The 24,941-nt window shown below is 34.0% G+C and carries 26 protein-coding genes; 16 read left to right on the plus strand and 10 right to left on the minus strand.

The features are described from left to right. Window positions 1-362 precede the first annotated feature (362 nt). Entirely contained in the window at window positions 363-992 is a 630-nt protein-coding gene (locus tag Q4500_RS16015) for a GntR family transcriptional regulator (protein WP_303600602.1), read from the plus strand. Window positions 993-997: 5 nt separating this feature from the next. Here Q4500_RS16015 and Q4500_RS16020 read toward each other — a convergent pair whose 3' ends face one another. After that, window positions 998-1,597 carry a hypothetical protein gene (locus Q4500_RS16020; protein ID WP_303600603.1) on the minus strand — a complete coding sequence of 200 codons (600 nt, stop codon included), beginning with the start codon at window positions 1,595-1,597 and terminating at the stop codon, window positions 998-1,000. 6 nt (window positions 1,598-1,603) lie between these two features. Then, the gene (locus tag Q4500_RS16025; RefSeq protein WP_303600604.1) at window positions 1,604-2,089 is read right to left on the minus strand and encodes an RNA polymerase sigma factor; all 486 of its coding nucleotides are present in this window, start codon (window positions 2,087-2,089) and stop codon (window positions 1,604-1,606) included. Between the two features lie 115 nt (window positions 2,090-2,204). On the opposite strand from Q4500_RS16025, the gene Q4500_RS16030 reads away from it, so the two are divergent. Then, window positions 2,205-2,381, plus strand: coding sequence for a hypothetical protein (locus Q4500_RS16030; RefSeq protein WP_303600605.1), 177 nt, complete (start codon window positions 2,205-2,207; stop codon window positions 2,379-2,381). 1 nt (window position 2,382) lies between these two features. Here Q4500_RS16030 and Q4500_RS16035 read toward each other — a convergent pair whose 3' ends face one another. Genes Q4500_RS16035 through Q4500_RS16045 form a run of 3 tightly spaced genes read right to left on the minus strand, consistent with a single transcriptional unit; the run spans window position 2,383 to window position 5,106 of the window. Further along, window positions 2,383-3,474, minus strand: a complete 1,092-nt coding sequence (locus tag Q4500_RS16035) for an amidohydrolase family protein (protein WP_303600606.1) — start codon at window positions 3,472-3,474, stop codon at window positions 2,383-2,385. A gap of 1 nt (window position 3,475) precedes the next feature. Continuing rightward, on the minus strand, window positions 3,476-4,102 hold the full coding sequence (locus Q4500_RS16040; protein ID WP_303600607.1) for a nucleotidyltransferase family protein: 627 nt from the start codon (window positions 4,100-4,102) through the stop codon (window positions 3,476-3,478). Then, entirely contained in the window at window positions 4,099-5,106 is a 1,008-nt protein-coding gene (locus Q4500_RS16045) for an XdhC family protein (RefSeq protein WP_303600608.1), read from the minus strand. Before Q4500_RS16045 ends, Q4500_RS16040 begins: the two co-directional genes overlap by 4 nt. Before the next feature lie 209 nt (window positions 5,107-5,315). On the opposite strand from Q4500_RS16045, the gene Q4500_RS16050 reads away from it, so the two are divergent. Both Q4500_RS16050 and Q4500_RS16055 read left to right on the plus strand, forming a co-directional pair. Next, window positions 5,316-6,407, plus strand: coding sequence for a VWA domain-containing protein (locus Q4500_RS16050; RefSeq protein WP_303600609.1), 1,092 nt, complete (start codon window positions 5,316-5,318; stop codon window positions 6,405-6,407). 204 nt (window positions 6,408-6,611) lie between these two features. Next, entirely contained in the window at window positions 6,612-7,442 is an 831-nt protein-coding gene (locus tag Q4500_RS16055) for an OmpA family protein (protein WP_303600610.1), read from the plus strand. 71 nt (window positions 7,443-7,513) lie between these two features. Here the strand turns inward: Q4500_RS16055 and Q4500_RS16060 are convergent, their stop codons facing one another. Genes Q4500_RS16060 through Q4500_RS16075 form a run of 4 tightly spaced genes read right to left on the minus strand, consistent with a single transcriptional unit; the run spans window position 7,514 to window position 11,571 of the window. Further along, on the minus strand, window positions 7,514-8,977 hold the full coding sequence (locus Q4500_RS16060) for a M14 metallopeptidase family protein (RefSeq protein ID WP_303600611.1): 1,464 nt from the start codon (window positions 8,975-8,977) through the stop codon (window positions 7,514-7,516). 28 nt (window positions 8,978-9,005) lie between these two features. Further along, the gene (locus tag Q4500_RS16065) at window positions 9,006-9,668 is read right to left on the minus strand and encodes an N-acetylmuramoyl-L-alanine amidase (protein ID WP_303600612.1); all 663 of its coding nucleotides are present in this window, start codon (window positions 9,666-9,668) and stop codon (window positions 9,006-9,008) included. After that, window positions 9,665-10,087: a 3D domain-containing protein gene (locus Q4500_RS16070; protein WP_303600613.1), complete on the minus strand. Its 423-nt coding sequence runs from the start codon at window positions 10,085-10,087 to the stop codon at window positions 9,665-9,667. Before Q4500_RS16070 ends, Q4500_RS16065 begins: the two co-directional genes overlap by 4 nt. A gap of 5 nt (window positions 10,088-10,092) precedes the next feature. Continuing rightward, the gene (locus Q4500_RS16075; RefSeq protein ID WP_303600614.1) at window positions 10,093-11,571 is read right to left on the minus strand and encodes a VCBS repeat-containing protein; all 1,479 of its coding nucleotides are present in this window, start codon (window positions 11,569-11,571) and stop codon (window positions 10,093-10,095) included. A 140-nt stretch (window positions 11,572-11,711) separates the two neighbouring features. On the opposite strand from Q4500_RS16075, the gene Q4500_RS16080 reads away from it, so the two are divergent. Further along, window positions 11,712-12,116, plus strand: coding sequence for a DUF2452 domain-containing protein (locus Q4500_RS16080; RefSeq protein WP_303600615.1), 405 nt, complete (start codon window positions 11,712-11,714; stop codon window positions 12,114-12,116). A 72-nt stretch (window positions 12,117-12,188) separates the two neighbouring features. Then, window positions 12,189-13,523, plus strand: a complete 1,335-nt coding sequence (locus Q4500_RS16085; protein WP_303600616.1) for a serine hydrolase — start codon at window positions 12,189-12,191, stop codon at window positions 13,521-13,523. Between the two features lie 272 nt (window positions 13,524-13,795). Here the strand turns inward: Q4500_RS16085 and Q4500_RS16090 are convergent, their stop codons facing one another. Further along, window positions 13,796-14,638 carry a 1,4-dihydroxy-2-naphthoyl-CoA synthase gene (locus Q4500_RS16090; protein ID WP_073244243.1) on the minus strand — a complete coding sequence of 281 codons (843 nt, stop codon included), beginning with the start codon at window positions 14,636-14,638 and terminating at the stop codon, window positions 13,796-13,798. Between the two features lie 160 nt (window positions 14,639-14,798). On the opposite strand from Q4500_RS16090, the gene Q4500_RS16095 reads away from it, so the two are divergent. From Q4500_RS16095 to Q4500_RS16140, 10 genes are all read left to right on the plus strand, one after another. Then, window positions 14,799-15,551, plus strand: coding sequence for a phosphatase PAP2 family protein (locus tag Q4500_RS16095; RefSeq protein ID WP_303600617.1), 753 nt, complete (start codon window positions 14,799-14,801; stop codon window positions 15,549-15,551). A gap of 68 nt (window positions 15,552-15,619) precedes the next feature. Beyond that, window positions 15,620-16,609 carry a 2-hydroxyacid dehydrogenase gene (locus Q4500_RS16100; RefSeq protein ID WP_303600618.1) on the plus strand — a complete coding sequence of 330 codons (990 nt, stop codon included), beginning with the start codon at window positions 15,620-15,622 and terminating at the stop codon, window positions 16,607-16,609. 80 nt (window positions 16,610-16,689) lie between these two features. Further along, complete coding sequence (locus Q4500_RS16105; protein WP_303600619.1) at window positions 16,690-17,262, plus strand: DUF2911 domain-containing protein; 573 nt, start codon at window positions 16,690-16,692, stop codon at window positions 17,260-17,262. A gap of 18 nt (window positions 17,263-17,280) precedes the next feature. Then, entirely contained in the window at window positions 17,281-18,147 is an 867-nt protein-coding gene (locus Q4500_RS16110) for an AraC family transcriptional regulator (RefSeq protein ID WP_303600620.1), read from the plus strand. Window positions 18,148-18,249: 102 nt separating this feature from the next. After that, window positions 18,250-19,704, plus strand: a complete 1,455-nt coding sequence (locus tag Q4500_RS16115) for a nuclear transport factor 2 family protein (protein WP_303600621.1) — start codon at window positions 18,250-18,252, stop codon at window positions 19,702-19,704. A 40-nt stretch (window positions 19,705-19,744) separates the two neighbouring features. Beyond that, window positions 19,745-20,755 (plus strand): hypothetical protein, encoded by a 1,011-nt coding sequence (locus Q4500_RS16120; protein WP_303600622.1) that lies wholly within the window; start codon window positions 19,745-19,747, stop codon window positions 20,753-20,755. Window positions 20,756-20,925: 170 nt separating this feature from the next. Next, window positions 20,926-21,315, plus strand: coding sequence for a hypothetical protein (locus Q4500_RS16125; RefSeq protein ID WP_303600623.1), 390 nt, complete (start codon window positions 20,926-20,928; stop codon window positions 21,313-21,315). 72 nt (window positions 21,316-21,387) lie between these two features. Beyond that, window positions 21,388-22,968, plus strand: coding sequence for a GMC family oxidoreductase (locus Q4500_RS16130; RefSeq protein ID WP_303600624.1), 1,581 nt, complete (start codon window positions 21,388-21,390; stop codon window positions 22,966-22,968). An 11-nt stretch (window positions 22,969-22,979) separates the two neighbouring features. Then, window positions 22,980-23,990: an MBL fold metallo-hydrolase gene (locus Q4500_RS16135; RefSeq protein ID WP_303600625.1), complete on the plus strand. Its 1,011-nt coding sequence runs from the start codon at window positions 22,980-22,982 to the stop codon at window positions 23,988-23,990. 46 nt (window positions 23,991-24,036) lie between these two features. After that, a complete protein-coding gene (locus Q4500_RS16140; protein ID WP_303600626.1) occupies window positions 24,037-24,786 on the plus strand; it encodes a nuclear transport factor 2 family protein in 750 nt (249 codons plus the stop codon). Window positions 24,787-24,941 lie beyond the last annotated feature (155 nt).

Genomic DNA, 24,941 nt, shown 5'->3' on the forward strand with positions numbered 1-24,941 from the left:
GAATAGTAAAAGAGTACAATGGGCATCATCAAGAAATCATACCCATTAAAATAGTTACAACAAACATTCATCAATCAATAATTTATCAATCACTCGACTAATCACCGAATCTAAAAACGAATATCATGAGAAATTTTCAAAGAGTATTACCTATAACCTCAGTTAAGCATAATTTATTGAATGCTATAAAAGACAAGCAGAGAAAACTATTATCTATTGAAAGACATTTAGCATTCTAATAGTAACAGAGATATGAATTCATCACTCATATCTCTTTTTACGTGCATATTTTTTTAGATGATACAGGCACTAAATTCTCTGTAATACGGTTATAATCGTATACGATATATTATATTTGATGTATGCTGGTTAAAATAAATTTAAGAGATCAAGTGCGCGATTACCTATTGTCAGAAATGATTACTGGTAATTTAAAAACAGGTAAGACCATCAACTTAGCTGCGCTTGCGCGTTATTTGAATGTTAGCGTAACTCCAATACGAGAGGCGTTAACACAATTGCAACAGGCACATATTATTAAGGCTATACCCAATAGAGGGTTCATAATCGCTGAACTTGATGTTGAAGAAGCGGAAGACTTATATGAACTAGTAGCGAACTTAGAGGTGATGGCTATTGAAAATACGGAGTTTAGTCAAAAAGATATCGTTGATTTAAAGAATCAACAAGAGGTTTTTGAAAATGCAACAAACGCTATCGATAGAATTCAGGCAGATTTAGAATTTCATAGATTATTGACTCAAGGATATAAAAACAAATTGGCGCTTAAAATTCTGCATGATTTAAAGACACGCATCTTCTTTTATGAGCGTGCCTTTACCAATGATGAAACTTTCTACAACAAATCTGACAATCAGCATGATTCTATTATTTCTGCAATAGCCGATGACAATGTACCAACAGCTTCCCTCCTATTAAAAATGAATTGGATGCTTATTTTAAATTACGCGCAAAAGAAACTTACTGAATAGAGAATTTACTCTAATTCTTGTATCAACTCTTGGGCAGATTGGGTTACCTTAACGTAGCCTTTATATGCCCATCTACAAAAAAACACCATTACTATTAATGTTATAGTAAATACTACGTATTGCTCAGTTTTTAAGCTAGTTAAGAATACGTTCTTATTCGAAATAATTTTAGAAGTTACAGGTACTATAAATAAGAGGCCTACAAATCCAACGGCTATACCAACTTGTTGTAACCTTAAAAGTCTATTCTTTATCTTCAAGTAAAACTTTAAATTTTCTTTATAAGACCCGTTTAAAATATCTATGTTTTTTATCTTTTTTAAAGTTGTAAGTACCATTACAGGTAACACAATTAGAAATGAGAGGGTGAGCACTCCGCAAATTTGCAAATACCAAGTATCTAATTTGCCAAAGTTTAGCAGCACAAAGAATGCTATAGCAAAACAGACTACAGCACCTATAGTTTCATATTTCGTAATGGTTGTAAATTTATTTTGATATTTCTGCTTTGTCATATCTAATATTATTTGGTTTGTTAATTTTTTTTGATGATTTAGTTCATCACTCATTTGTGTCCATGCAGACTGTAGTTCTTCTAATTCCATGATATATTACTTTGCCATGTTAGTTTTTAATTTCTTCTTTATTCGAGATATCTTCGTACCTACATTGCTATCGTTCAGCCCTGTAATTTGCGCTATTTCTTTATAGCTTTTGCCTTCAAGTAAAAGAAAAATAAGACCTTTTTCTAAGGTGTTTAGATGTTTTAAATGTTGATATAGTAATCGTAATCGCTCGTCGTACGCATCATCATTAGTATCTGATTGCTTTAAAAAAGCATCTGCAATGGGAACAGAATCTGGTCTTCTCTTTTTTTTCTTAATAAATGTGATTGAAGTATTCATTGCTACACGATACATCCAAGTTGTTATTTTTGAATCGTTGCGAAACGAGTCAAAATACTTCCAAAGTTGATAGACTATTTCTTGAAACAGGTCTTCTTGATCCTCTTTGTTTTCGGTGTAGATTGAAGTCACCTTATATAACAATGCCTGATGCTCTTGTATTAATTCAGTAAAAACTCCTTCTTTTCGCATTTATAAAAACCTATTTACCTATTAGTATAAGATTTATGTGGTTTGTCACACTTCAATGTAAATTCTTTTTTAAATTAGAGTAAAATAATCCTAACTCATACAACATGAGGTGTATATGTACGTTTTATTAAAAAAATATTCTGATATGCAGTTTTTAAATCCGGAAATAGAAGCATTGACAAAAAAAAAAAATACTCCAGCACTAGCTAAAAAGCAAGTATCATGTGGTATTTTTCAAGATGTTAAAGATATCCCCGTTAAAGCAGAAACGGTAGTACTTAAAAAAGTATAATCTACTTTTCAAATAATGATGTATCTAAACCAGGAATAAGGTTCAGGGCATTTTTATAGTATAATTTTCTTAACACATCGTCAGGTAGGTTCAAGCCGTACATTGACCAAAAGGCATGATATTTCTTGTAGTATGGAAAATATTCATCGTTGCTTTCCAATACCCTAAAATATGTAGGAAACTCTTCTGGTTTCCAGCTATCCTTTCCAAATAATACTCTGTCTTGATATTTAATAAAGAATGCTCTAGCATTCTGAGGTTGTCTACCAAGATCTGCAATTACTGCAGATATACCCACATTCATATTTGGCATTTCATCTAATAGTTCCCCTAATTTATCAAGGTTATTAGCATGCCAACCCATGTGAGCATTTATGAATTTGGTATTCGGATGTTTTTTAAACACGTTATGTTGTTCTTGAATAATTTGCTCGAAAGGCGCAGGGTCTGTAGCTGTACGTTTTCTTCTAGGGTGTGTTTTTAATTCTAACCAACGTTCGTTATCTGAATCCATATCATCCCAAAAGGATTTTGGATCCGCAGCATGAATTAATACCGGTACTCCCATTTCAGCACATTTAGCCCAAATAGGATCTAAACGAGGATCATCTATTGCCAAGCGATTACCATCTACATCTTTATTCCGCAATCCTAAACTTTTAAAAATCTTTAACCCCTTAGCTCCGTTCTTAATATCTTGCTCTAATTGGGCTGCAGCTTGTTGTCCCCATTCCATGTCTTTTGCTCCTTCAAAATCTACATTGGCAAAAACTACAAACCTGTTTGGGTAACTTTTATTAATATTATCAATTTTCTCCTTGAGACTTTCTCCAGACCTTCCACTCAAGTTCACCATTATGGCTTCGTTCATAGCATCCATATGAGAAATTAATCCGTTTAAAGCCTCGACCGACATATCTCGTTGATGGCTATGAACGTCTATAAAAGGGAATTTTGCTTTGGTGATTTCACCACCGGGCACCACCAAAGTAGATGTTGGATTATATTCTTCAAAACCCATTTCTTGGGCTAGTAATGGCGAAGATAGTAAGGACGTTAGCACTATAAGAACTGTATATTTTAATTTGATCATGTTAGGTATTAAGTGTGTTATTGGTTCGGTTTAATAGATTCTGATACTCTAGGTTTGTGTCTATATCAATAATTTGATTTGCTGCATCTAATGAAATAATTACATTGCTTTTATCGTTTAAAATTTCTTTAGCACCGAAATCTCCTTTTAATGTACACAACTTTTCAAACAGCAATTTAGGAAACAATGCGGGTACACCTACTTTTTTATCATAGTTTGTTGCAATGATTTTTAATGGATGCTTTATGAACTCTTCAATTAAGGAGTTTAGGTATTCAAAACTTAATAAAGGCTGGTCCGCAAGGCAAATTAAAACTCCGTCGAAGGTAGGTCTTTGCTTAAGTAACACTTTAACCCCTTGGGCAATACTATCACCCAATCCGTTTTCCCAATTTGAATTAACGATGACATCTATATCTTTTTCTTTTAAACCACACTGAGTAGTAATAAAATCAGCGTTTGAACCTAGTACGACATATATTGATGTTGCATTTGTATTTTGAATTGTTTTAATGGTTTCCATTAAGAAATTAGAATTTTTCCAAGGCATTAATTGCTTGATGCCATCCATTCTTCTAGAGGCGCCAGCTGCCATAATAAGCACTGCTATAGCTACATCTTTTTTCAATGAATAGGTTTCAATTTGTCTTTCAACATTACGGGTTCCGTTTTTCGAATAACGGTTAAAATTTCTGCAAGAATTGATATTGCTATTTCTTGCGGAGTTTCTGCTCCAATATTCAATCCTGCTGGTCCGTGAATACCCTCTATAAAATCTAAGTCAATATCCAAATCATGTTCCAATAATTCAGACAGCAATTTCTCTCTGCGTTTTATTGGCCCTAATACTCCCAAATATGTAGGGCTACTATTCTTAAGCATCATTAAATACTTCAAATCTTTAACATAGCTATGCGTCATTAAAAGAATGGCTGTATTCTTATCTACGGTTTCAACTGGGAAGTCTTCGGGTTCACAGTCAAGCAACATATCAATACCAGGAAAATCTGAAATTGATTTATTTTCCTTTGGAGTCACAGCTACATTAACTTCCCAGCCCATGCTTAGTCCAAAATGTGCTAATTGAACAGTATCATGCTCACTACCAATTAATAAAAGTCGTTGACAAGGTTGCATTGTTTGGCTAAAAACTAAAGCTTGTGATTGCGCTATGGTATATTTATTAAAAGTATAGGACTTAGAATTTAGCGCTATGAAGCTACCGTATCCATCTAAAATGTCATATTCTTTTTGATATGATGTATGAAGCTCAAAAGGTTTTCGATTTTCAATGACTGAGTTGAAATCATTTATAAGCGCTTCGCTTGGTGAAAAAGATTCTAGTAATATATAAAGTAAACCTTCGCAACCCAATCTAAATCGACCATCATAGGTCATTAGTTTTGTTGCTCCATTCTCAAATACAGATTGTGCTTGAAACAAAACTTCTTTTTCAACACAGCCGCCACTAACTGCACCTATCATTACATCATCTTCACGAATAAGCATACGAACTCCAGGCTTGCGATATGATGATCCGTCTAAATCGACTACCGTTGCCAAAACACATTTTATGTTTGCAGATGTAGCAATGAAATACTCTTTAATAATTATCTTGAATTCGTGGGTCATTAATTACAGCTTTACTACTTCTAAGTTAGTAAAATTAAGGCTAATATTTTGAAAGTACATTTGACTTAAACCTAAAGAAATATAGGTCTTTTGAGAACTTTTAACATGGCACAGTTTCCACTTTAACAATCTTTAACATTTATTTTTTCAATCGCCATAATTTAAATAAACTTTGTCCGTTCTGCTAGTTGAACCTATAATTAATGAATATGAAAATTTTTTTTAAGAGTTTCAGTGTGTTATTTATTTTAACACTACTTGTTTCTTGTGGTAATGCAGATGATGATGTAAGCTTGAACCTAAATACAGGCGACGGATTAGGAAAAGGAACTGAAGTAGATGATTGTTTAGGACTCGAAGAGGGAGAACTAGTTTTATCCATACAGGAACAATATACAACCCTACCCGGGAAAGTATCTGTATTTTTTAGAGTGTCGGATACAGGCGGTAACCCTGTACCTGGTTTAACAGCAGATCAATTTACAATTTATGAGCAAGGTAGAAACGATGATTGTTTCAACACCATTTCTACATCAGAGTCTTCTGCGCGTATATCGCCGAACTCACAAATTTTCTCAAATAACACCTTACTTGTATTAGATTTAAGTAATAGTGTATTGAGCAGCAGCTTAGAAGAACTAAAATTAGCATCAACAAGTTTTATAGAGGCAGTTATGCCTGCAACTGCATCAGAATCAGTAAAAATGGCAATCTATTGGTTTGATGGTGAAGATGAGTTGCACTTATTAAATGAATTGACATCTTCAAGAGTTGAACTTACAGAAGCAGTTGACGGAATTACAGATGATATCAGTAATGACCCTTCTACAGATTTGTACGGTGCAGTTATAAAGTCAACAGATATTGCATCTGATTTAATTGAAGTATCTACTGAGGGTGGTAAAATTGGTGCAGCATCAGTAGTTATATTTACAGATGGTACGGATCAAGCTTCTCGTTATACAGAAGAAGCAGCGTTGAAAAAAGTAGATGAAGCGAATGCTAACATATCATTCTTTAGTATTGGTCTTGGAGCAGAAATCGATACTGAAGTTTTGACCGCTGTAGGTAAAACAGCAAGTGTTTTTGCTACTAACAAAGACGAATTGGAAAACACATTTAGAGACATTTCTGAAAAGGTTTCTGAAAGAGCAAATAGCTTTTACTTATTTGAGTACTGTAGCCCTAAAAGAGATGGTAGTGGTGAAAACAATTTAGCTATTGAAATTAATACCGGTTCTAGACAAGGAGCAGTACAAACCAAGTTTAGCGCAAACGGATTTACAGGGGGTTGCGAATAAGTAATTCTCAGACGAAAAATAAGAAGAAGCATGAAAATGCTTCTTTTTTTTGCTCTAATATGAAATAAACAACGTGTTGATAATCATCTCTTTGCACTAGTTATTTACAGGGCGAAGCTCTTTCATATTAACATTTAAACATCCGTTTATCGATTTGTGCCGTATATAAAACCGATTAGACTAATATTAATTAAAAAGAACAAAATGAAAAGATTATCCTTGGTTACTATAGTATCGGTAGCACTTTTAACTTCATGTGTTTCTAAAAAGAAATATGTTGCTTTAGAAGATAACCTATCTCAAACACAGAGTACGTTACAAAAGACTCAAGTTGAGAAAGAAGAGTTACAAGCTCAAATGACAAAAATTGAAGCTCGTGTAGATGAGTACAATTCAAAAATCAACTCATTGAAAGATATGAACGATAGCCAGTTCACTAGCGTTGATGATGTTGCTGTTATGAGTAACAATACAAAAGCTAAGATGAGAAATACATTGAAAAATGTTGATCCTGCAAAATTAGCTGGTGCACAAACATTACAAGATTCAATGAACTTGGCTGTTTCTTACAAATTGAAGCAATCAATTTCTGAAGAAGGTGAAGATATCGATGTTAGCATTGATAAGACTGTAGTAATGATCAATATCTCTGATGAGTTATTATTCAACACAGCTAGTTATAACGTGAGCAGCAAAGCAAACAAGATTTTACAAAAATTGGCAGACGTAATCAAGTCAGAACCAAGTATGGAAGTTATGGTTGAAGGTCATACAGATTCTAGAACAATCAACACTCCGATGGTTTCTGATAACTGGGATTTAAGTGTAAAACGTGCGACTTCAATTGTACGTAAATTACAGAAAGAATACGATGTTGATCCTTCTCAATTAATCGCTTCTGGTAGAAGTAGCTACTTGCCTTTAGTTGAAAATGACACCAAGGAAAACATGGCTATGAATAGAAGAACAAAAATCATCATCTTACCTAACTTAGATAAATTCTTTGCACTTTTAGATGCAGACGATAATATGTAAGAACTACGGTAGTATAAAAATAAAAAGGGAAGCAAATGCTTCCCTTTTTTTATGCTTAAAAATTAAATTAGTTATCTAAATATCATTGCGTTTGGGACCTGAATATGAGGTTTATTTAGGTCTACTAAGAATCCGTTAATTACCGCATATGCTATAACTCCGTCTTTTTCTAAAAAGAAAGTCGGGTTGATTCCCGGCATTAAATTCAATTCTGGAACTGTATATTTTTCGCCAATTAAATGAACCGGATAAGGTGAGTTAATATTTTTAGCAGGGAATGATGATAAACGCAAATAACCATATCCTTGTTTTAATACATCAGTAAAATTTAATCCTTGTATATCACTAAAGTTATTTAAAGTCTTTGGGTACACTTTTGCTTGTTTGATTGTATAACCAGTAGCATCTAACGTTTCATAGCCATAATATGTTGAAAGATCTCCTTGGTCTAAAATTCTACTACTATACCAGAAGGAGTTGTGATCAGGGTAATCTACCTCAATCTGATTCATACCTATATCTATGGTATAGGTATTACCCATAAGTTCATAGCTCGCATTAACTATTTTTAAATCGAACAGCTTTCTATCGTTCTCCGGTATTTTCTCGTATTCTTCAATTCCTATAGCTTCATAAGATTTTTGAGCGATGGTATAAATGGCAGATAAAATAGAAGTATAATTTAGTTTCCTGATTTCTTGTTTTTCTACATCCTCGGGAAATCCTCCAGATTCAATTAAAATAGTGCTTGTTCCCCATTTTTGAATATTATCCCCAAAAGCTCTTGGCTCAAAATCATCATTATATCTACCTACTTGTCCTGGTGCATATTTCTGTAAAATATCATTCATAAAAACAATAATCTTCATGGCGTTACCACGGGTTTCATTAATATCTTTCTCATAATTATAAGCAGGAGCTAAATATGAAATTGTAGCTGGCTTTTCTGTGCGTTCAGCATTATAGTAGGTGCTTTGATCATGAAGATTGAATCCGAAATCGGCATCAAGACTATCACGTACTCGTTTTAAGGTCTGAGATTCAGGAGACTGTAAACGCAACGCATCCCTATTAATGTCTATACCTAGCAAATTTCTACGTTGATAAAGCTCGGCACCATCAGGATTCAGCATTGGTAAAAAATGTACCGTTAAATTGGCAAGAATAGCTTCTTTTTCTTTTTTAAAATCAGGACTATCAAAGAAATTAAGAATATCAAAAATAGCTTGTGTAGCCGTTGGTTCATTGCCATGCATTTGAGACCAAAGAAAAACATCGGTTTCACCTCTGCCAATGCTTATTAAGCTTAAATCTTTGCCACCAATAGATTTACCGACCGTATGTACTTTAAACTTGCTGTTAGCAGAAAGGTTATCAATAAGCGGTTGAATATCGGTTCTTTTAATACGTCGTTTACCAATGGAACCTTCTTTGTAGTTCTCGTATGTATCGTATAATTGAGTAGTAATATTATCTGATTGCCCAATAACTGAGAGCGAGCATAAACTTAATATAGATAGAAATATGTTTTTCATTTACTGATATTCTTTAGTTGTTTTTCTATTATTTAATGGGTAATTCTTTAAAATCTAAACTCTTCACAGCCTTTCTAACGTTATCCATAAATTCAGGTCCTGGATCTGTTTTTACAGTTCTATAGCCTTCATCTATTTCTAACCAAAGTGGGTGATTTTCAAAAAGGGTGTATTCGTAATGACCTATTAAATAGTCGATATCATACTTATTATTCAAATACTTCACCAACCAAATATTAGATTTCAACTGTGCTTTTGTCAAAGGAAGCTCTTCGGTACCACCAACATTCTCCACTCCAATGGCGCAATGGTTTAGACCAATGACATGGCGTGCCATGGTAGTTTCTGGTAAAAGCTGATAAATAGTGCCATCCCTATCTACCATAAATTGAGAAGATACGTTTAAGCCGCTAACATTTTTAATATCTGGTCTCCAATTGGGCAAAGTTACAGGGTCGAAGGCTTCAAATGATTTTTCGAATGTGGGAATGACCGTCCAATGTAGAACAATCATTTTAGGTTCAATTTTTGGTAAATCCTGCTCTAATCCGTATCTATTTTGAAGATACTCTAACGTTAACATTTTACGTTCTTCATTAAAGGTTATAGGGTGTTCTACAATTGTTTTTGTAGAAGAACATGATACTAATATCAAACCCAAAATAAAATAAATTAAACTGTTTTTCTTCATTCAATAATTTCTAAACTATCTTTTTCAATGGCGTACGAAATGGTGATTTTTCGCCTCCCCCATTCCTTTGCTTTATTTACATCTTCGCCCATGTAAATATCTATTCTGTTACGCCAACGAGAATGCATTTTATCTTTTACTAGATAAACACCTTCAAAGGTGTCTATTTTAACCATGGTATTATAGGCTAATCCCTTTTTTAGTAAATCTCTAGATACTGCTATCCATTTTTGACCTGGTTTTATAGAATCTCCCCAAGCGGCAATTGCCGGGTGCTCGTAAGATGTTTGATATGGAAGCGAATTATAAGCTGTTGCAGTTACTTTCAATGATATCCAATTATATTTATCATCCATGGGTTTATCTGCACAACTAAGGGTTGTAACAAGAAAAAACACGATGGATAATTTTTTCATCATACCTACTAATGTAGTTTATTTTCTAAAATTAAAAGATCGGTCTTGCTTTCTTTCCAAGCTTTTTCTAAATATTCTGGTACAGGTGTAAAAGAAAAAGTAAGTGAACTTAAAACGATATCTTCATCACCATCAGCATCAATATCGGCAGCATCCATTAAGAACCACCTACCCATTTTTATGTCGTTAAAGTGCTGCTGCTTAAATTGGTATTGTTCACTGTTTATATTCTCTAAATACACGAAATTATATTCAGGATGGTTCTCATAGTCAGGAAAAGTAGCTAAAAGAGCCAAATCTAAATCACCATCTTGATCAAAATCATTTGCTATTACTCGTGTTGCGCCATTTAAAGGATGAAAATAGGTTTCCTCAAAATTATTTTCACCGTCGTTAATATGAATACGCATACCGTGGTAAGGTTTGTTTACAAATGACTTATCGGCATTATCGCCGTTTACAGTAATTATATCATCAAATCCGTCACCATTATAATCTACTAATTCAAACCAACTTGAACCGTAAACCGGACTAAAACGTATTACTTTCTCTGCTGTAAATTCTAAGTTATCTTCTTGATACAAAATATAAACAGCCTCATCACCTTGCGACAACATGACCACTAAATCATCTTTGCCATCTTTATTCATATCCTTAGGTATTACCCTTAATGCACCTGGTAAATCTAAAAGCGTTCTTTCTTTATAAAAACCGAAACTATCCTTTTGTAGTAAGGTCAGTTTGCCTTTTAGATCTCCAAATTCACTAATAACAATTTCTTCATTTCCGTCATTGTTCAAATCAGAATAGATGGTATGTACAGGTCTGTGTAATGAATCTTGCAAAACAGCGGTAGCGTTACCATGCCTTAATACAGATTGCCCTCTAGGAATTTCATTAGGGTCCATCTTCCCCATATTTGTTACATAAATACTATCCTTCAGTATTCTAGCATTAATAATAGCAGAATTAAAATCTCCTAATAACTTAGAGGTTTTTGTATTAAGGTTAAATTGGTTTAACTGTCCGTTACGAGTACCCGTAATTATATTTTTTGAATTGACTTCTATTTTTATATACGTAATTAAGCTGCCTCCTATACTATCAAGACTAATTGGTAAGGGGTTAAATTGAGATAGCGGTGTACTTTCGTCAATGGCATTGTCATTATTTAAACTATCTGGTGCTAGCTGAATAATATACTTTTGTAATAAATTCCAGTTTTCTAATGGTATCAATGGTTTTGAAGGATAAACGCCTGTTTTTATTACAGCAATCTGTTCATGAAATGGTAATTTGTAGTAGGGATGTTTTTCTGGAGTAATTATACCCATTCTAGCTCCCATTTCTGGTAAAACATAATCTTGCCAAATATTTTTAGGCAAAGATTGAATATCTGGAGCCACATGGCAGCTAGCGCAATAGCTATTGTAAAGAACAACTTCTCTAGAAGGCTTCTCTGTATTACACGAAAAAAACAAACACAATAAAATGCAGTAAAAGCAAGATTTAAAATCCATTAGAATTAGATAGCGTTATTAAATTTGGAATTAAAGAATGGAAGATACCTATACCCCTATAATCTTGCAAGCGATAAATGCAGGCTTTTCTTTAAATTTGTACTGCTATGAAAAAAGACAAAAAACCAGATAATGTAGTTTTCAATGAAGATACCCAAGAATATCACGGAAAACTATCCCCTTTTGCAACCGGAGTATCAGCACCAAAAATTACACCGCCAGATGTAACTTCTTGGAAGAATACACATATTGTAAGTGCTAATAATCAGTTTAAGGCAGAATATGAAGCACTACAAGCATCGTATAAAAAACTGATGGATAATTTTGAATATAACAATCTTGTATATAGTGTTAAATTTAGCTTTGAGCCCATTGTTGGTAAAGAATACCATTTATATAAAGCAAAAGATGAAAGCACATTTCTATCATTGATTTTACCTCAAGAATGTAACTTTAATTATGTTGGCAGTTTTAAGCTTACATCAGATAAAACATGGGAGAAATTGAAGTAATTCGGGTAATAAAAGCGGTATATATCAACGTAGAATTTCAACACATTTTAAATTTATAATAACACAATAAGAATGAAGAAAACAAAACTATTTTTAGGCATTGTCTTAGTAGGTATTATTGCCGCTGCATATTTCAACTACCCAAAACTAAATCTAATTTCTGGCTATGCTTCTAAAAACATGGCTTCTAGTGTTTTTATTGCTGACAGAGGTGCTGATGACATTACTCTAAACGATAATAATATGCCTTTAATTAAATTGGCAGATTGTGAAGTTTCGGCAGACGATAAATCTGCCACTGCCAAGGTATACGGGCTAATGCCAAGAACAGCTGTGTATAAAGAAGGACTTGGAGCTGTACTAACTAACAAAGAGTTTTCTAAACATAATTTCGACATTGTCCCCAATAGATTTCAAGTGCAGGATTCACTGTCTTTCCCTTATGGAAATAACGGAGTAATCGATACTATTTTAGAAAATGTAGCCTATGATAGATTAGAAGTAGCATTCGAAAATGCTTTTCAGGATCCAGAACAAAAAACAAGATCTCTTTTAGTGGTTCATAAAAATCAAATTATTGGAGAGCGTTACATTCGCGGATTTTCTAAAGACACAAAAATTCTTGGATGGTCAATGACCAAAAGTATATTGGCTACCCTTTATGGTATTTTGGAGTATCAAGATGAAATCGATATGGAATTTAAGCCATTTGCAAAGGAAATGAGCATGAAGAACCACAAGCCCGATATTACCCTTAATCACTTATTACGTATGCAAAGCGGCTTGGATTGGGACGAGAACTATTTTAAAATATCTGATGTTACAAAGATGCTTTTTTTAGATTCTGACATGACCTTGGCGCAACGATTTAAAAAAGTGGTAGCCGAACCAACAGAAGTGTGGAACTATTCTTCTGGCACCACTAACTTACTTTCTGGTATTCTAAGAGATCAGTTCGCTACACATCAAGAATATTTAGATTTTCCCTATAAAGAACTGATTGATAAAATTGGAATGAACTCTATGCTCTTAGAGACCGATTTATCTGGCAACTATATCTTGTCTTCATACGGATGGGCAACTACCAGAGATTGGGCTAAATTCGGATTGTTATACTTGAATAAGGGAGATTGGAACGGCAAACGTATCTTTTCTGAAACATGGTCAGATTATGTCGCTAAACCTACAATCAATTCTAACGGAACCTACGGGGCGCATTTTTGGTTAAATGCCGAAGGAAAGTACGAAGACATTCCTACAGACTTATATTCCGTAAACGGATTTCAAGGGCAACGCATCTTTATAATACCCTCAAAAGATCTTGTTGTAGTCAGAACTGGACTTAAAGAACAGACCGACGAGCAATTCAACACGCTGTTGAAAGAAATAATAGCTTCTATTCGATAAAAGGGGCAAAACTTTAACCTTTTAAATGCAATACCACATTTTTTAAGCAATTCACAACAAAATTCTCTTGTGTGGCAACAATAGTTTCAAAGAACTCTAAATGATATATACATTTACAGTGTTATTAAAAACGAATTAAAATTTTTCATTTTCATATAGTGTTCTCGTAAAAGAGTCTGATCTTCACTGATCGGACTCTTTTTAGTTACAGACATTTCAGTAGGCAGTTTTCAGTTGCTTCTTTAGCCTTTAGCCTTTAGCCAACAGCTATATTAAGGTAGCCAATTATCTTTACCGAAGTTTGGTTTACGTTTTTCTAGAAATGCGTTTCTACCTTCTTTAGCTTCTTCGGTCATGTAGGCTAATCTTGTTGCTTCGCCTGCAAATACTTGTTGTCCGACCATTCCGTCATCGGTTAGGTTCATAGAGAACTTTAGCATTTTTATTGATATAGGCGATTTTTCTAAAACTTCTTGTGCCCATTGAAAAGCAGTATCTTCTAACTCATCATGAGGTACCACGGCATTTACCATACCCATATCTAAAGCATCTTGAGCAGAATAGTTTCTGCCTAAAAAGAATATTTCACGTGCCTTTTTCTGCCCCACCATTTTTGCTAAATAAGCAGAACCATATCCGCCGTCGAAGCTGGTTACATCGGCATCGGTTTGTTTAAAAATAGCATGTTCCTTACTAGCTAAAGTCATATCACAAACCACATGCAGACTATGTCCGCCACCAACAGCCCATCCCGGTACAACGCAGATTACCACTTTTGGCATAAAACGAATCATACGTTGCACTTCTAAAATATTTAATCGGTGCTGACCATCTTGACCAACATACCCCTTTTCTCCCCTAGCCTTTTGATCACCACCAGAACAAAAAGACCATATTCCGTCTTTTGTAGAAGGTCCTTCCGCAGAAAGTAAAACTACTCCAATAGAAGTATCTTCTTGAGCATCGTAAAAAGCTTTGATTAACTCACTTGTGGTATGTGGTCTAAAAGCATTACGCACATTAGGTCGGTTGAAAGCAATACGCGCTACGCCGTCACATTTTTTATACGTAATATCATCAAATTCTATAGCTGTTTTCCAATTGGGTGATTTCATAATTTCTAACAATTCTATTATCGTATAAAGATAAGGGTTCAAAGTATACCTGTCCAAATTTGAAGATGATGTTAAAGAACCTAACATGTAGTAATTAACTCAATCGAGTTAGTTATCGATTTCTTTGAAACAGTAGATGTGTCCAATTACTACTATGTTTATGGCACAAACAATAGAACATTTCATGAAACAATCCCTTTTTACTTTTATAATATCGCTTCGTGAATTTTTAGCGAATAAATTAAACCAATACAACACAACATTACTCTATGTAATTACAGTAAAAATTGCTTTTGTCATCGTCGTTGGCGGAATTAATTTATTTGTAGAATTGACAGAAATCTTAAAGACAGAAACACCTGCCACATATGACACGGCGATTACCGATTATGTAATTTCTTATCGTAGACCCGGTTTAACCTCATACTTTAAATTTATGACCAATGTTGGTGATGTGTACGGATATTTAATAGTACTAGGGGTATTTCTATTAATCTCACTTTTAGTCTTCAAATGCTGGAAATACGTGGTACAGGCAACATTGATATTAGCTTTGGCTACCATTTCTAATATGGTATTAAAAAGATTTATTGACCGTGCACGACCCGGTATTGAACATTTAATTTCTGTAGAGACGTTGAGTTATCCTAGCGGTCATGCAATGAGCGCAATGGCATTTTATGGATTTCTAATTTTTCTGGTCACCAAGTTCAATATTCAGAAAGTAATGAAATATGTATTGATGATCACGTTAATAACAATTATTTTAAGCATTGGAATAAGTAGGGTTTATTTGGAAGTCCATTTTCCTTCGGATATTGCAGGTGGTTTTATAGCCGGATTTATTTGGGTAGTCTTCTGCGTATTAGTTTTTGACTTAATCGAGTTATTTAAAAAAGACCCACAAACTTGATATTTGTTTTAAAATTTTAAGTTCTATTATGTAATTTTATTCCATTATAAATAACCAATTTGATTTTTATGAAAATAGCAGTTTTTAGTACAAAATCTTATGACCAAGAATACTTTGAAAAGTATAACGATGCACACCAATATACGTTCTCATTTTATGAAACTGCATTAAATTCAGACACTGCTAAACTTACCACAGATAGCGATGTAGTTTGTGTTTTTGTAAATGATGTTGTCGACAAAGCTACGATTGAGGTTTTGGCAGCTAACAGAGTAAAATTAATAGCATTACGCTGTGCAGGCTATAACAATGTAGATTTAGAAGCAGCTAAAAGTCATAACATAAAAGTAGTCAGAGTACCTGCATATTCGCCAGAGGCAGTGGCAGAACATGCATTAGCACTAATACTAACCTTAAATAGAAAAACACATAAAGCTTACAACCGAGTTAGAGAAGGTAACTTTTCGTTGAAAAACTTGATAGGTTTCAATCTGCATAAAAAAACGGTCGGTGTCATAGGAACCGGACAAATCGGAGCTACTTTTTGCAAAATAGTCAAAGGATTTGGCTGTAATATTATTGCTTATGATATTACCGAAAATAAAGAGTTATTAGAATTTGGGGTAACATATGTTTCATTAGAAGAAGTGTTTAAACAGTCAGATATCTTGTCGCTTCATTGTCCACTAAACAAACACACCAAACATATAGTCAACAAATCTTCAATTGCAGAAATGAAAGAGGGTATCATGATTATTAATACAAGCCGTGGCGCTTTAATTAATACTGCTGATGCTATTGAAGGTCTGATAACGAAGAAAATCGGCTACTTAGGTATTGATGTATATGAGCAAGAAGAGAATCTATTCTTTGAAGATTTATCTGAACATATTATTCAAGATGAGCAAATATTGAGATTGTTGAGTTTCCCGAATGTATTGATTACTTCCCATCAAGCTTATTTCACTAAAGAAGCTATGGATCAAATAACGATAACCACCCTTAATAATATAAAGGCTTTTAAGAATAATACAGAGTTGACAAATGAAGTAAAGTAAATAGATTTACTAGGCATAATCTCAAAATTGGTTGATAATTCTTAAATTCCCATACCAATTGATTCAACATATAAAGTAATATGAGAAAATTTATCGCCGTAGTTGCCATTTTTAGTTTATTTACCACCATTGGATTCGCTCAAGAATTTAGAGGGTTAGATAAGAGTCCGTTAGACAGAGTCTATTTACCAGACCATTTTGCCCATGACATAAAATTTGCTCCAGAAAGAAATCTTCCTGATTCTCCTGTATTAAGAATTGATTACAGTAGACCACAGAAAAACGGTAGAGAAGTTTTTGGAGGGATGGTTAAGTTTAATGAAATATGGCGTCTTGGTGCTAATGAAGCTACAGAGATTAAAGTGTATAAGGATGTAAAAATAAAAGGTAGACTACTTAAAAAGGGTACATATACTATGTATGCAATACCTACAGAAGAACAATGGACTATCATTTTCAATACCGCTATAGATCACTGGGGTCATTACAGCTACGATGAAAATAATGATGTATTAAGAATAAGTGCTCATGTTTTAAAAAACCAGCAGCCAGTTGAAGAATTTTCGATTCAATTTGATGATTTAGAAGAAGGTATTGGTGTGATGTATATTGCATGGGACATGGACAGAGTAGAATTGACTATAAGTTATTAAAATTCTATTATATAAAGTTTGAAAAACATACCCAACATATCATTTCAAGGTTCAGAAGACAGTAGTAATTTTGAATGTTTGGTCTTGAATGAATTCTTTGAAAGGATGCCAGATATTAAAGATCACGACCCTACATTGCCACATAGAATAGACTTTTTTGCACTTTTAATAGTTTCTAATGGTTTTGGCACTCATAATGTGGATTTAGAAGAATATTCTTTGGTCAAGGGCTCTGTGCTTAAAATTGCGAAAGGGCAAATTCATAATTTTCAAAAAAATGCCAAGTACGAAGGTTTTCTACTCATCTTTACCGAAGAGCTTGTCATGAACTATTTTTCAAAATCTTCTATATGCATTATCTCCCATTTATATAATTATCATATTACCAGCCCAATTTCGAATAACATCACATTAAACGAGAATTTTCTAACTGAATTAAGTAAAGAGCTTAGAAGTGAAAATAGTTTCGCCAAAATTAATATTATAGCAACTTTACTAAATCTTTATTTATTAAGACTAGAGCGCTTCTCGAACATAAATTCTGAAGAATTAAGCAATTCTAAAAATTATTCACTGTTCATTAAATTTAAAAATTTAGTCGAATCAACCTATAGTCAAACAAGAAATGTTAAAGACTATGCTGAATTACTTACCATAACTACCAAACATTTAAATGAAGCGGTTAAAGACTACACATTAAACACTGCTAAATCATTTATTGATAATTACGTTATTTTAGAAACAAAACGTGTCATAGTAAGTACTGATAAAAGCTTTAAAGAAATTGCTTTTGAAATCGGATTTGATGAATTGACAAATTTTACCAAATTCTTCAAAAAAAAAGCAGGTATTTCTCCTAAAGAATTCAGAAATAGTCAGTTGTAATTTCTAACATTTACCATTCTAAACCTCATATTTACTATCGATTAAGTCTTTGTATCCTTAATTTTAAAGTGCTAATTACAAGAACATTTAAAAATTAAAGTTATGAAAATGAAAATATTAGGATTATGCTTTTTTTCAATTGCAGCGGCAAGCTGTAACAGTGCACCACAACAAGAAAATCATGTATTAGAGGTCACAAGTTTCAATATAAAAACAACAGCTAGTGAACTTGAGTTCAACAAGCTTGATACTGAAATTGAGGAATCTTTTACTAGTAAACAACCTGGTTATATAAGACGCCAAAGTGGTGTAGATGATCAAGGTAGATATGTTGTATTGGTTTATTGGAAATCTTTAGCAGATGCAAAAGCCTCTATGGATAAGTTTATGGCAGATGCATCTGTAGCAACCTATGCCAACATGATCGAAGGTTCAACAATGAAGATGTCACGTTTTACCATAAACGATGAATTTACGGCAAGCATTAGCACCTTTACAGAGGTAATGACCTTTAAAACTAAAGAAGGAACCAATACTGAAGTTTTTAATAAGGTTAATGATAGAGTCGGCCCAGAATTTAGCGAAAAACAAACTGGCTTTTTACAACGTATTACCGGTAAAAATGACGCTGGTGAACAAGTTGCCCTTGCCTATTGGGATACTAAAGCACATTCAGATGCTGTAATTAATGATTTTATGAATGCTGCAGTTGCCAAAAAATTTATGGGCATGATGGATCAGTCAAGTATCGATATGGTTAGGTATCAATCACTTACTTCTTTAAAAAACGTAACGTTATCAAATAAGGATAAAGTAGTTGCTTTGTTAAACAGCTTTAATACAGGAGATCAAACTCCGGTTTCTTACATCAATCCAAACAAATACATTCAACATAACTTAGGTGTTGCAGATGGTTTACAAGGTTTTGGAGAATTAATGCAACATGCTCCAGAAGGTGGATTTAAAGCAAACGTTGTTCGTGCGTTTCAAGATGGCGATTATGTTTTTGCACAAACAGAATATGATTTCTTCGGACCAAAAGCTGCATTTGATATTTTTCGTTTTGAAAACGGATTAATTGTTGAGCACTGGGATAATCTTTTAGAGGTTCAAAAACCAAACCCTAGCGGACATACTCAGTTCGATGGTACAACTGCTCTATCAGATTTAGATAAAACAGAAGATAATAAAGCTGTAGTAAGAGCATTTATTGAAGATGTATTATTAGGTCACCAAATGGATAAAGTGGCTAGCTACATCAATCCTCAAGAATATGTACAACACAACCCTGCAGTTGCAGACGGTCTAGAAGGTTTTGGAGCTGCAATGAAGTACTTCGCAGAAAACGGATTAGTTATGGAGTATGATAATCTTCATATGGTCTTAGGGCAAGGGAACTTTGTATTAAGTGTTAGTGAAGGAAAATTTGGAAAAGGAGACCATACGGCATATTATGATTTGTTCAGACTAGAAGATGGTCTTATCGTAGAACACTGGGATGTTATATCTACCATACCTGCAAAGTCTGATTGGAAAAATACTAATGGTAAATTTTAAATAAAATCAGGCTTTAATTATTAACTAACAAAAGACATTTATGAAAAATATAAAACTAAAGAGTTATTGTTTATTTTTAATAACAATAGCTGCATCATTGGCATCATGTAACAATGATGATGACAATAAATCAATGCCTATTATTGAAAAAGGTACTGGTGTAACTATTAAAAATACGTTTCAAGGTGGAGTCGGACCTGCTTTTACCGATGGCGCAGAAGTACCTATCGAAGCATTTTTTCCTGATGCAGATCCAGCCTTATTATCAAGTTCTGGTACGGTCGAAGATGGAGTTGAATTTCCTGCGTTTCTATTGGGGTTGTACGATGTTGATATTACGAGAAATAGCATTGATTTTAAATTGGTAGCAGAAGAGGGTGACCCTACTTATGGTGATTTTTTTAGAACTATCGAAGCAGGAACTTTTGATCGTTATTATTTAACTTTTGATAAGGCTCATAATGTTAAAAGCTTTTCATCTAGTGATGCTTCCGTAAACCTTAGAATTGATTCTGATAATGTATTAGTTGTTCAGATTGGAGAAGGATTTGTGTTTCAACCTGGAGCCTCATTTTCGATAACTTTAAGTGAAGATTTGCCAACGACTCCTCAGATTTTAAATGGAGAAAGTATAGCGATTAGAAATACTTTTCAAGGTATCGAAATTACAGATGGCGTTGAAGAAAAAATAGAAGACCTGTTTGGAGCTCCTGCTGGATCATTGGAGGCAACAGCCACAGTAATAGAAGGTGTAGAATTCCCAGCCTATTTGTTGGGGCTGTATGATATTGATGTAGACGAAAATAGTATTGAGTACACTTTGGTAGCACAAGCAGACGACCCTAACTACGGTTCTCTTTTTAGAACTATTGAAGCGGGTTCTTTTGATCGCTATTATATCACTTTTGGTCTAGAGCACAATGTAGAAAGCTTTACATCAAGTGATACTGCAGTCAATCTTAGAGTAGATTCCGATACTATTTTAGTTGTAGAAATTGGAGAAGGGTTTGTATTTGAACCAGGAGCGTCTTTTACTATTACTTTAAATTAAATAGTCTTTTAAAGTAGAAGGTCTAAGCTCTTAGCTTTTCAGCGCAAAAAACTCTTGGGTCAAATAGATTTACAAGAGTTTTTTGTGTTTTTAGAAACTTCTAGTTTTCAATTGTATAGAAATTATTGAGCAATATCGATTAAATTATAAATGTCTAAAAACCAAAGATTATGACAAACCATGTTACTAGTTCAATACCAAAGTGGATAAAGATTTATTTGTGGATAACAGCATTCATTACCATATCTGCAAGCTTGGCAGGTTATTTTAAACCAGATGCTTTACTAGAAACCTGGGAGGCACTTTTAGCCACAGGAGCACTTTCTCTTGCTGGTCCGTTAGGGCTTTTTCTCTCTAGAAATGTTGCAACAGCTGTGGTAACGGCTTTTGCATTAGTAAAAAACAACCATTCGATGATTAAGCTAGTGTTGTTACTAAGAATAGTTAGCGACGGATTTGATCTTATAAATAATTTAATTGCCGGCAATATGCCAGTTGCTATTATGGGTGGTGTAATGTGCTTAATTGAAATTTTTGCTTTTACAAAAATAAAATCATAATGGCCTGAAGATTAAAAATTTTTAAAAGAAGGTATTAGAATCATCTTCTTCTAACTCTAAAAAGAACATTTTATGGAAAATGCATATGATTATATAGTTGTTGGTGGCGGTACTGCAGGTCCTGTTGTGGCAACACGTTTAACAGAAAATCCAGAAAATTCGGTAGTGATATTGGAAGCTGGAAAAGAAAATGTAAAAGAAGCCATGAACTACGTCAACGGCGTAGGTCAAATGTGGGCAGAAGATACCAACTGGGGCTTTATGTCTACAGCCCAAAAAGGACTAAACGGACGTCAACTCATGCAACCACGTGGTAAAGTAATGGGTGGTTCGGCCGCTATAAACATAGGTTCATGGTCAAGAGGTACTGCTGCTAATTATAACAGTTGGAATCTTGCTGATTGGGATTGGAACACTTTATTAAAATGGTATCTAAAAATTGAGGATAGTGACCGCGGAGCAAATGAATATAGAGGTGTTGATGGTCCTATGAAATTAGAGACCACACCAGAAGGCACCTATATGACACAAGTCTTTAAACAGGCTTGTATAGAGCTAGGTCTAGGAACAACAGAAGACCTTAACGCGAAAAATAATGAAGGGTTTGATGTTTGGCAGTGTATTTATAAAAATGGAACAAGGCATAATACCATTCACAATTATCTAAATGGCGCTCGATTACGTTCAAATCTGTCCATAGAAACAGAAGCCTTCGTTTCTAAGGTAATCATTGAAAAAGGCAAGGCAGTTGGCGTAGAATATTTTAAAGATGGGGCGTATCATACTATCAAAGCGAATAAAGAAGTGATATTGTGTACCGGTACTTTCGCTACACCAAAAATATTAATGTTATCGGGCATTGGTCCTGCTGAGTATTTAAAAAGTTTAAATATCGAAGTTCATAAAGATTTGCCAGGTGTTGGTGAAAATCTTGCTGATCACTTACGTACAGATATAGGCGTAACAGCACCTGACGGAGTCGGAGTTTCTCTGCGAGCAAATCCTGAAGACCCAAAACAACTAGAAGAATGGAGAAAGACAGGCTACGGTCCGCTATCGGTTTTAGAAAATACCAGTGCCTCGTTTTTTAAGTCATCACCAGATGTACCCGTTGCCGATTTAGAAATGATGTTCAATATAAATGCTCCCGTAGAATGGGGTAAAGAACCACCAAAAAATGCTGGTTATCATATTGATATAGGGTTGGTGCAACCTCAAAGCAAAGGTACTCTGCGCCTAGCATCGGCTGATCCAAAAGACACTATTTTAATAAATCCGAATTATCTGTCAAACGAAAATGATTTGCATATTTATATTAAGGGAATTAGAAGAGCATTATCGTTTTTTAAGTCAAAGGCTCTTAAACCGTTTACCGATGAAAGTACCATTACTTTAAGTGTAGATTCAACTGATGCAGAAATTGAGGCATATATCAGAAACAGGGCAGAATCTATTTATCATCCGGTAGGTACTGCAAAAATGGGTGGTGATGATGATCCAATGGCTGTTGTAAATACGAAACTTCAAGTAAGGGGTATTCAAAATTTAAGAATAGCCGATGCATCTGTAATTCCAAATCTTATTAGTGGACATACCATGGCGCCTACAGTATTAGTAGCCGAAAGAGCAGCAGATTTTATTAAAAATGCTTAAATCTGAGAACTATGAAAATCATACAATTCGCTTTTTTTTGTTTGTTGCTGTTTAGCGCTAAATTGTTTGCCCAAGAAATAGATGCGCAAATAAAAAGTGATGTGCTTACCAAGTATAGTACTAGAGATTATGTATTTACACCATTGCCTGAACGTGGATATAACTATTTCAAAGTCGCTAAAGATACCTATTCTGTTCATAATGATTTTGATAGTATGGTCTTCTTCATTACTAAAATTGGTGTTGTAGTAGTAGACCCTAAACCTGCCTTATCACAAACGGTCATTGAAGTAATAAAAGAGGTCACCGACAAACCTATTACACATGTGGTATATTCTCATCATCATAGAGATCACTCACAAGGTGCGTATTTATTTCCTGATTCTGCTGAGCTTATTGCGCATAAAAAAGTAGCTGAGTTTATGGCAATTGCCAATGACCCAATGCGTCCGGCTCCTGATGTTAATTGGACAGATAGTTTTACACTTACAACAGGCGGATTCACTTTAGAGATGAAAGATTTGGGTAGAAATTGGCATTCACAACAAGATGTTATTATGTACGCACCAAAACAAAAAATCTTGATTGCTATAGATATGTTTCATCCAGATGCAGCTCCTTGGATTCATTTTGGGGAGTCTTCAGATCCTATGTTTGCATTTGGTCTTCCCGATTTATTGCTAACTACCTATGACTTAGATTTTGTAGTAGTCGGGCATGAAAAAATAATCGGTACAAAAGCACATATGGAAAAGTATAGTGCATTGCTTGTAGATATGAAGAATATATTGATAGAGACGGTAAAATCTCCTGTTTATCAAGTGTTGGCTGAACAAACCGATAAACGATACGCTGAGTTTGAAGTGCATTATAAATACAAGGCAGGTATTACGTCTGCAATGAATTTATGTGCCCAAAAACTAATAGACAGCGATTGGTCTGAAAAACTGCGGAATATCGAGCTGAACGCGGCAGAAAATTTTCAAACCATGTTTATGCACATAATCGTTTTAGATCCTTAATCGTTAATTCTTAATAATAAAGAAATCACTTAAAACAATAAATAAAATGAATTTTATAGAAATGGTTATTGCGAATGAATACTCAACTATTCTAGAACAGTTAACTGACGACGTGCAATTAAATTTGCAAACCGTGGGCACGATTATAGGAAAAGATAAGAGTCTTGAACTTTTGATAAAACAAAACGACTATCTTAAAAATGAAATACAAGAAGTTAAAATTTTCAGACAGTTCGAAGATGATGATCAATTAGTTATAGAGTATGACATTTTACTAAAAAATACATTCGATTTACCTTTGGTAGCTGTTATAACAAAAAACGGTGCAAAATTCAATAGCATACGAACTTATCATTCCGTTTATCCACTTACCGAAGGTCATATTTTCAGAGCCTTTATATTCGACAAGTTGATACCCTTGATTGAACCAACGGAGGTGGTTCATTATTTTGAAGCAATTAGTAATGGATCTGTAGAGAAAACCATGCAGACCTTATCATTTGAAGACGATGTGTATTTTAGAGAGCCTGCCGGTTGGCGTTGGAACCATAAGACAAAAGCAGGACTTCATGAACATTTTGAACATTTTTTTGCTGATGGTGGTGTACCCTTAAAATTCCATAATTACATATTTGATAAAAACAAAGGAAGTTTTGCAGGAGAATATACTTGCGATGTTTGGGGCAGTGCGACTTTTAAGCCACAGGCAGGCATTTCAATTTATGATATTAACAAAGAAACTGGTAAAATAAAGGCTATTCGTGTTTACGACAATGTTGATACTAGTTACGTATAATTTCATTTTAAGCAGAACCAATCTAAAATTCAAGTATTTATCAATTTAATTGAAAATAATAGATAGAATAAGAATGTCAATTAGGTTATTTTTTTGGCAGCTTTTTAGCTTTTTTTGGAGTATTCGTAATAGAATTTTTTGACATGTTCGGTACT

It is taken from the genome of Maribacter sp. 1_MG-2023, from assembly GCF_030547005.1.
Classification (GTDB): Bacteria; Bacteroidota; Bacteroidia; order Flavobacteriales; family Flavobacteriaceae; genus Maribacter.

What these genes read in the sequence shown, in the direction of transcription:
- Q4500_RS16015 (WP_303600602.1), top strand. Translation starts at nt 363, where the DNA reads ATGCTGGTTAAAATAAATTTAAGAGATCAAGTGCGCGATTACCTATTG.
- Q4500_RS16020 (WP_303600603.1), bottom strand. Translation starts at nt 1,597, where the DNA reads ATGGAATTAGAAGAACTACAGTCTGCATGGACACAAATGAGTGATGAA.
- Q4500_RS16025 (WP_303600604.1), bottom strand. Translation starts at nt 2,089, where the DNA reads ATGCGAAAAGAAGGAGTTTTTACTGAATTAATACAAGAGCATCAGGCA.
- Q4500_RS16030 (WP_303600605.1), top strand. Translation starts at nt 2,205, where the DNA reads ATGTACGTTTTATTAAAAAAATATTCTGATATGCAGTTTTTAAATCCG.
- Q4500_RS16035 (WP_303600606.1), bottom strand. Translation starts at nt 3,474, where the DNA reads ATGATCAAATTAAAATATACAGTTCTTATAGTGCTAACGTCCTTACTA.
- Q4500_RS16045 (WP_303600608.1), bottom strand. Translation starts at nt 5,106, where the DNA reads ATGACCCACGAATTCAAGATAATTATTAAAGAGTATTTCATTGCTACA.
- Q4500_RS16050 (WP_303600609.1), top strand. Translation starts at nt 5,316, where the DNA reads ATGAAAATTTTTTTTAAGAGTTTCAGTGTGTTATTTATTTTAACACTA.
- Q4500_RS16055 (WP_303600610.1), top strand. Translation starts at nt 6,612, where the DNA reads ATGAAAAGATTATCCTTGGTTACTATAGTATCGGTAGCACTTTTAACT.
- Q4500_RS16060 (WP_303600611.1), bottom strand. Translation starts at nt 8,977, where the DNA reads ATGAAAAACATATTTCTATCTATATTAAGTTTATGCTCGCTCTCAGTT.
- Q4500_RS16065 (WP_303600612.1), bottom strand. Translation starts at nt 9,668, where the DNA reads ATGAAGAAAAACAGTTTAATTTATTTTATTTTGGGTTTGATATTAGTA.
- Q4500_RS16070 (WP_303600613.1), bottom strand. Translation starts at nt 10,087, where the DNA reads ATGATGAAAAAATTATCCATCGTGTTTTTTCTTGTTACAACCCTTAGT.
- Q4500_RS16080 (WP_303600615.1), top strand. Translation starts at nt 11,712, where the DNA reads ATGAAAAAAGACAAAAAACCAGATAATGTAGTTTTCAATGAAGATACC.
- Q4500_RS16085 (WP_303600616.1), top strand. Translation starts at nt 12,189, where the DNA reads ATGAAGAAAACAAAACTATTTTTAGGCATTGTCTTAGTAGGTATTATT.
- Q4500_RS16090 (WP_073244243.1), bottom strand. Translation starts at nt 14,638, where the DNA reads ATGAAATCACCCAATTGGAAAACAGCTATAGAATTTGATGATATTACG.
- Q4500_RS16095 (WP_303600617.1), top strand. Translation starts at nt 14,799, where the DNA reads ATGGCACAAACAATAGAACATTTCATGAAACAATCCCTTTTTACTTTT.
- Q4500_RS16100 (WP_303600618.1), top strand. Translation starts at nt 15,620, where the DNA reads ATGAAAATAGCAGTTTTTAGTACAAAATCTTATGACCAAGAATACTTT.
- Q4500_RS16105 (WP_303600619.1), top strand. Translation starts at nt 16,690, where the DNA reads ATGAGAAAATTTATCGCCGTAGTTGCCATTTTTAGTTTATTTACCACC.
- Q4500_RS16115 (WP_303600621.1), top strand. Translation starts at nt 18,250, where the DNA reads ATGAAAATGAAAATATTAGGATTATGCTTTTTTTCAATTGCAGCGGCA.
- Q4500_RS16120 (WP_303600622.1), top strand. Translation starts at nt 19,745, where the DNA reads ATGAAAAATATAAAACTAAAGAGTTATTGTTTATTTTTAATAACAATA.
- Q4500_RS16125 (WP_303600623.1), top strand. Translation starts at nt 20,926, where the DNA reads ATGACAAACCATGTTACTAGTTCAATACCAAAGTGGATAAAGATTTAT.
- Q4500_RS16130 (WP_303600624.1), top strand. Translation starts at nt 21,388, where the DNA reads ATGGAAAATGCATATGATTATATAGTTGTTGGTGGCGGTACTGCAGGT.
- Q4500_RS16135 (WP_303600625.1), top strand. Translation starts at nt 22,980, where the DNA reads ATGAAAATCATACAATTCGCTTTTTTTTGTTTGTTGCTGTTTAGCGCT.
- Q4500_RS16140 (WP_303600626.1), top strand. Translation starts at nt 24,037, where the DNA reads ATGAATTTTATAGAAATGGTTATTGCGAATGAATACTCAACTATTCTA.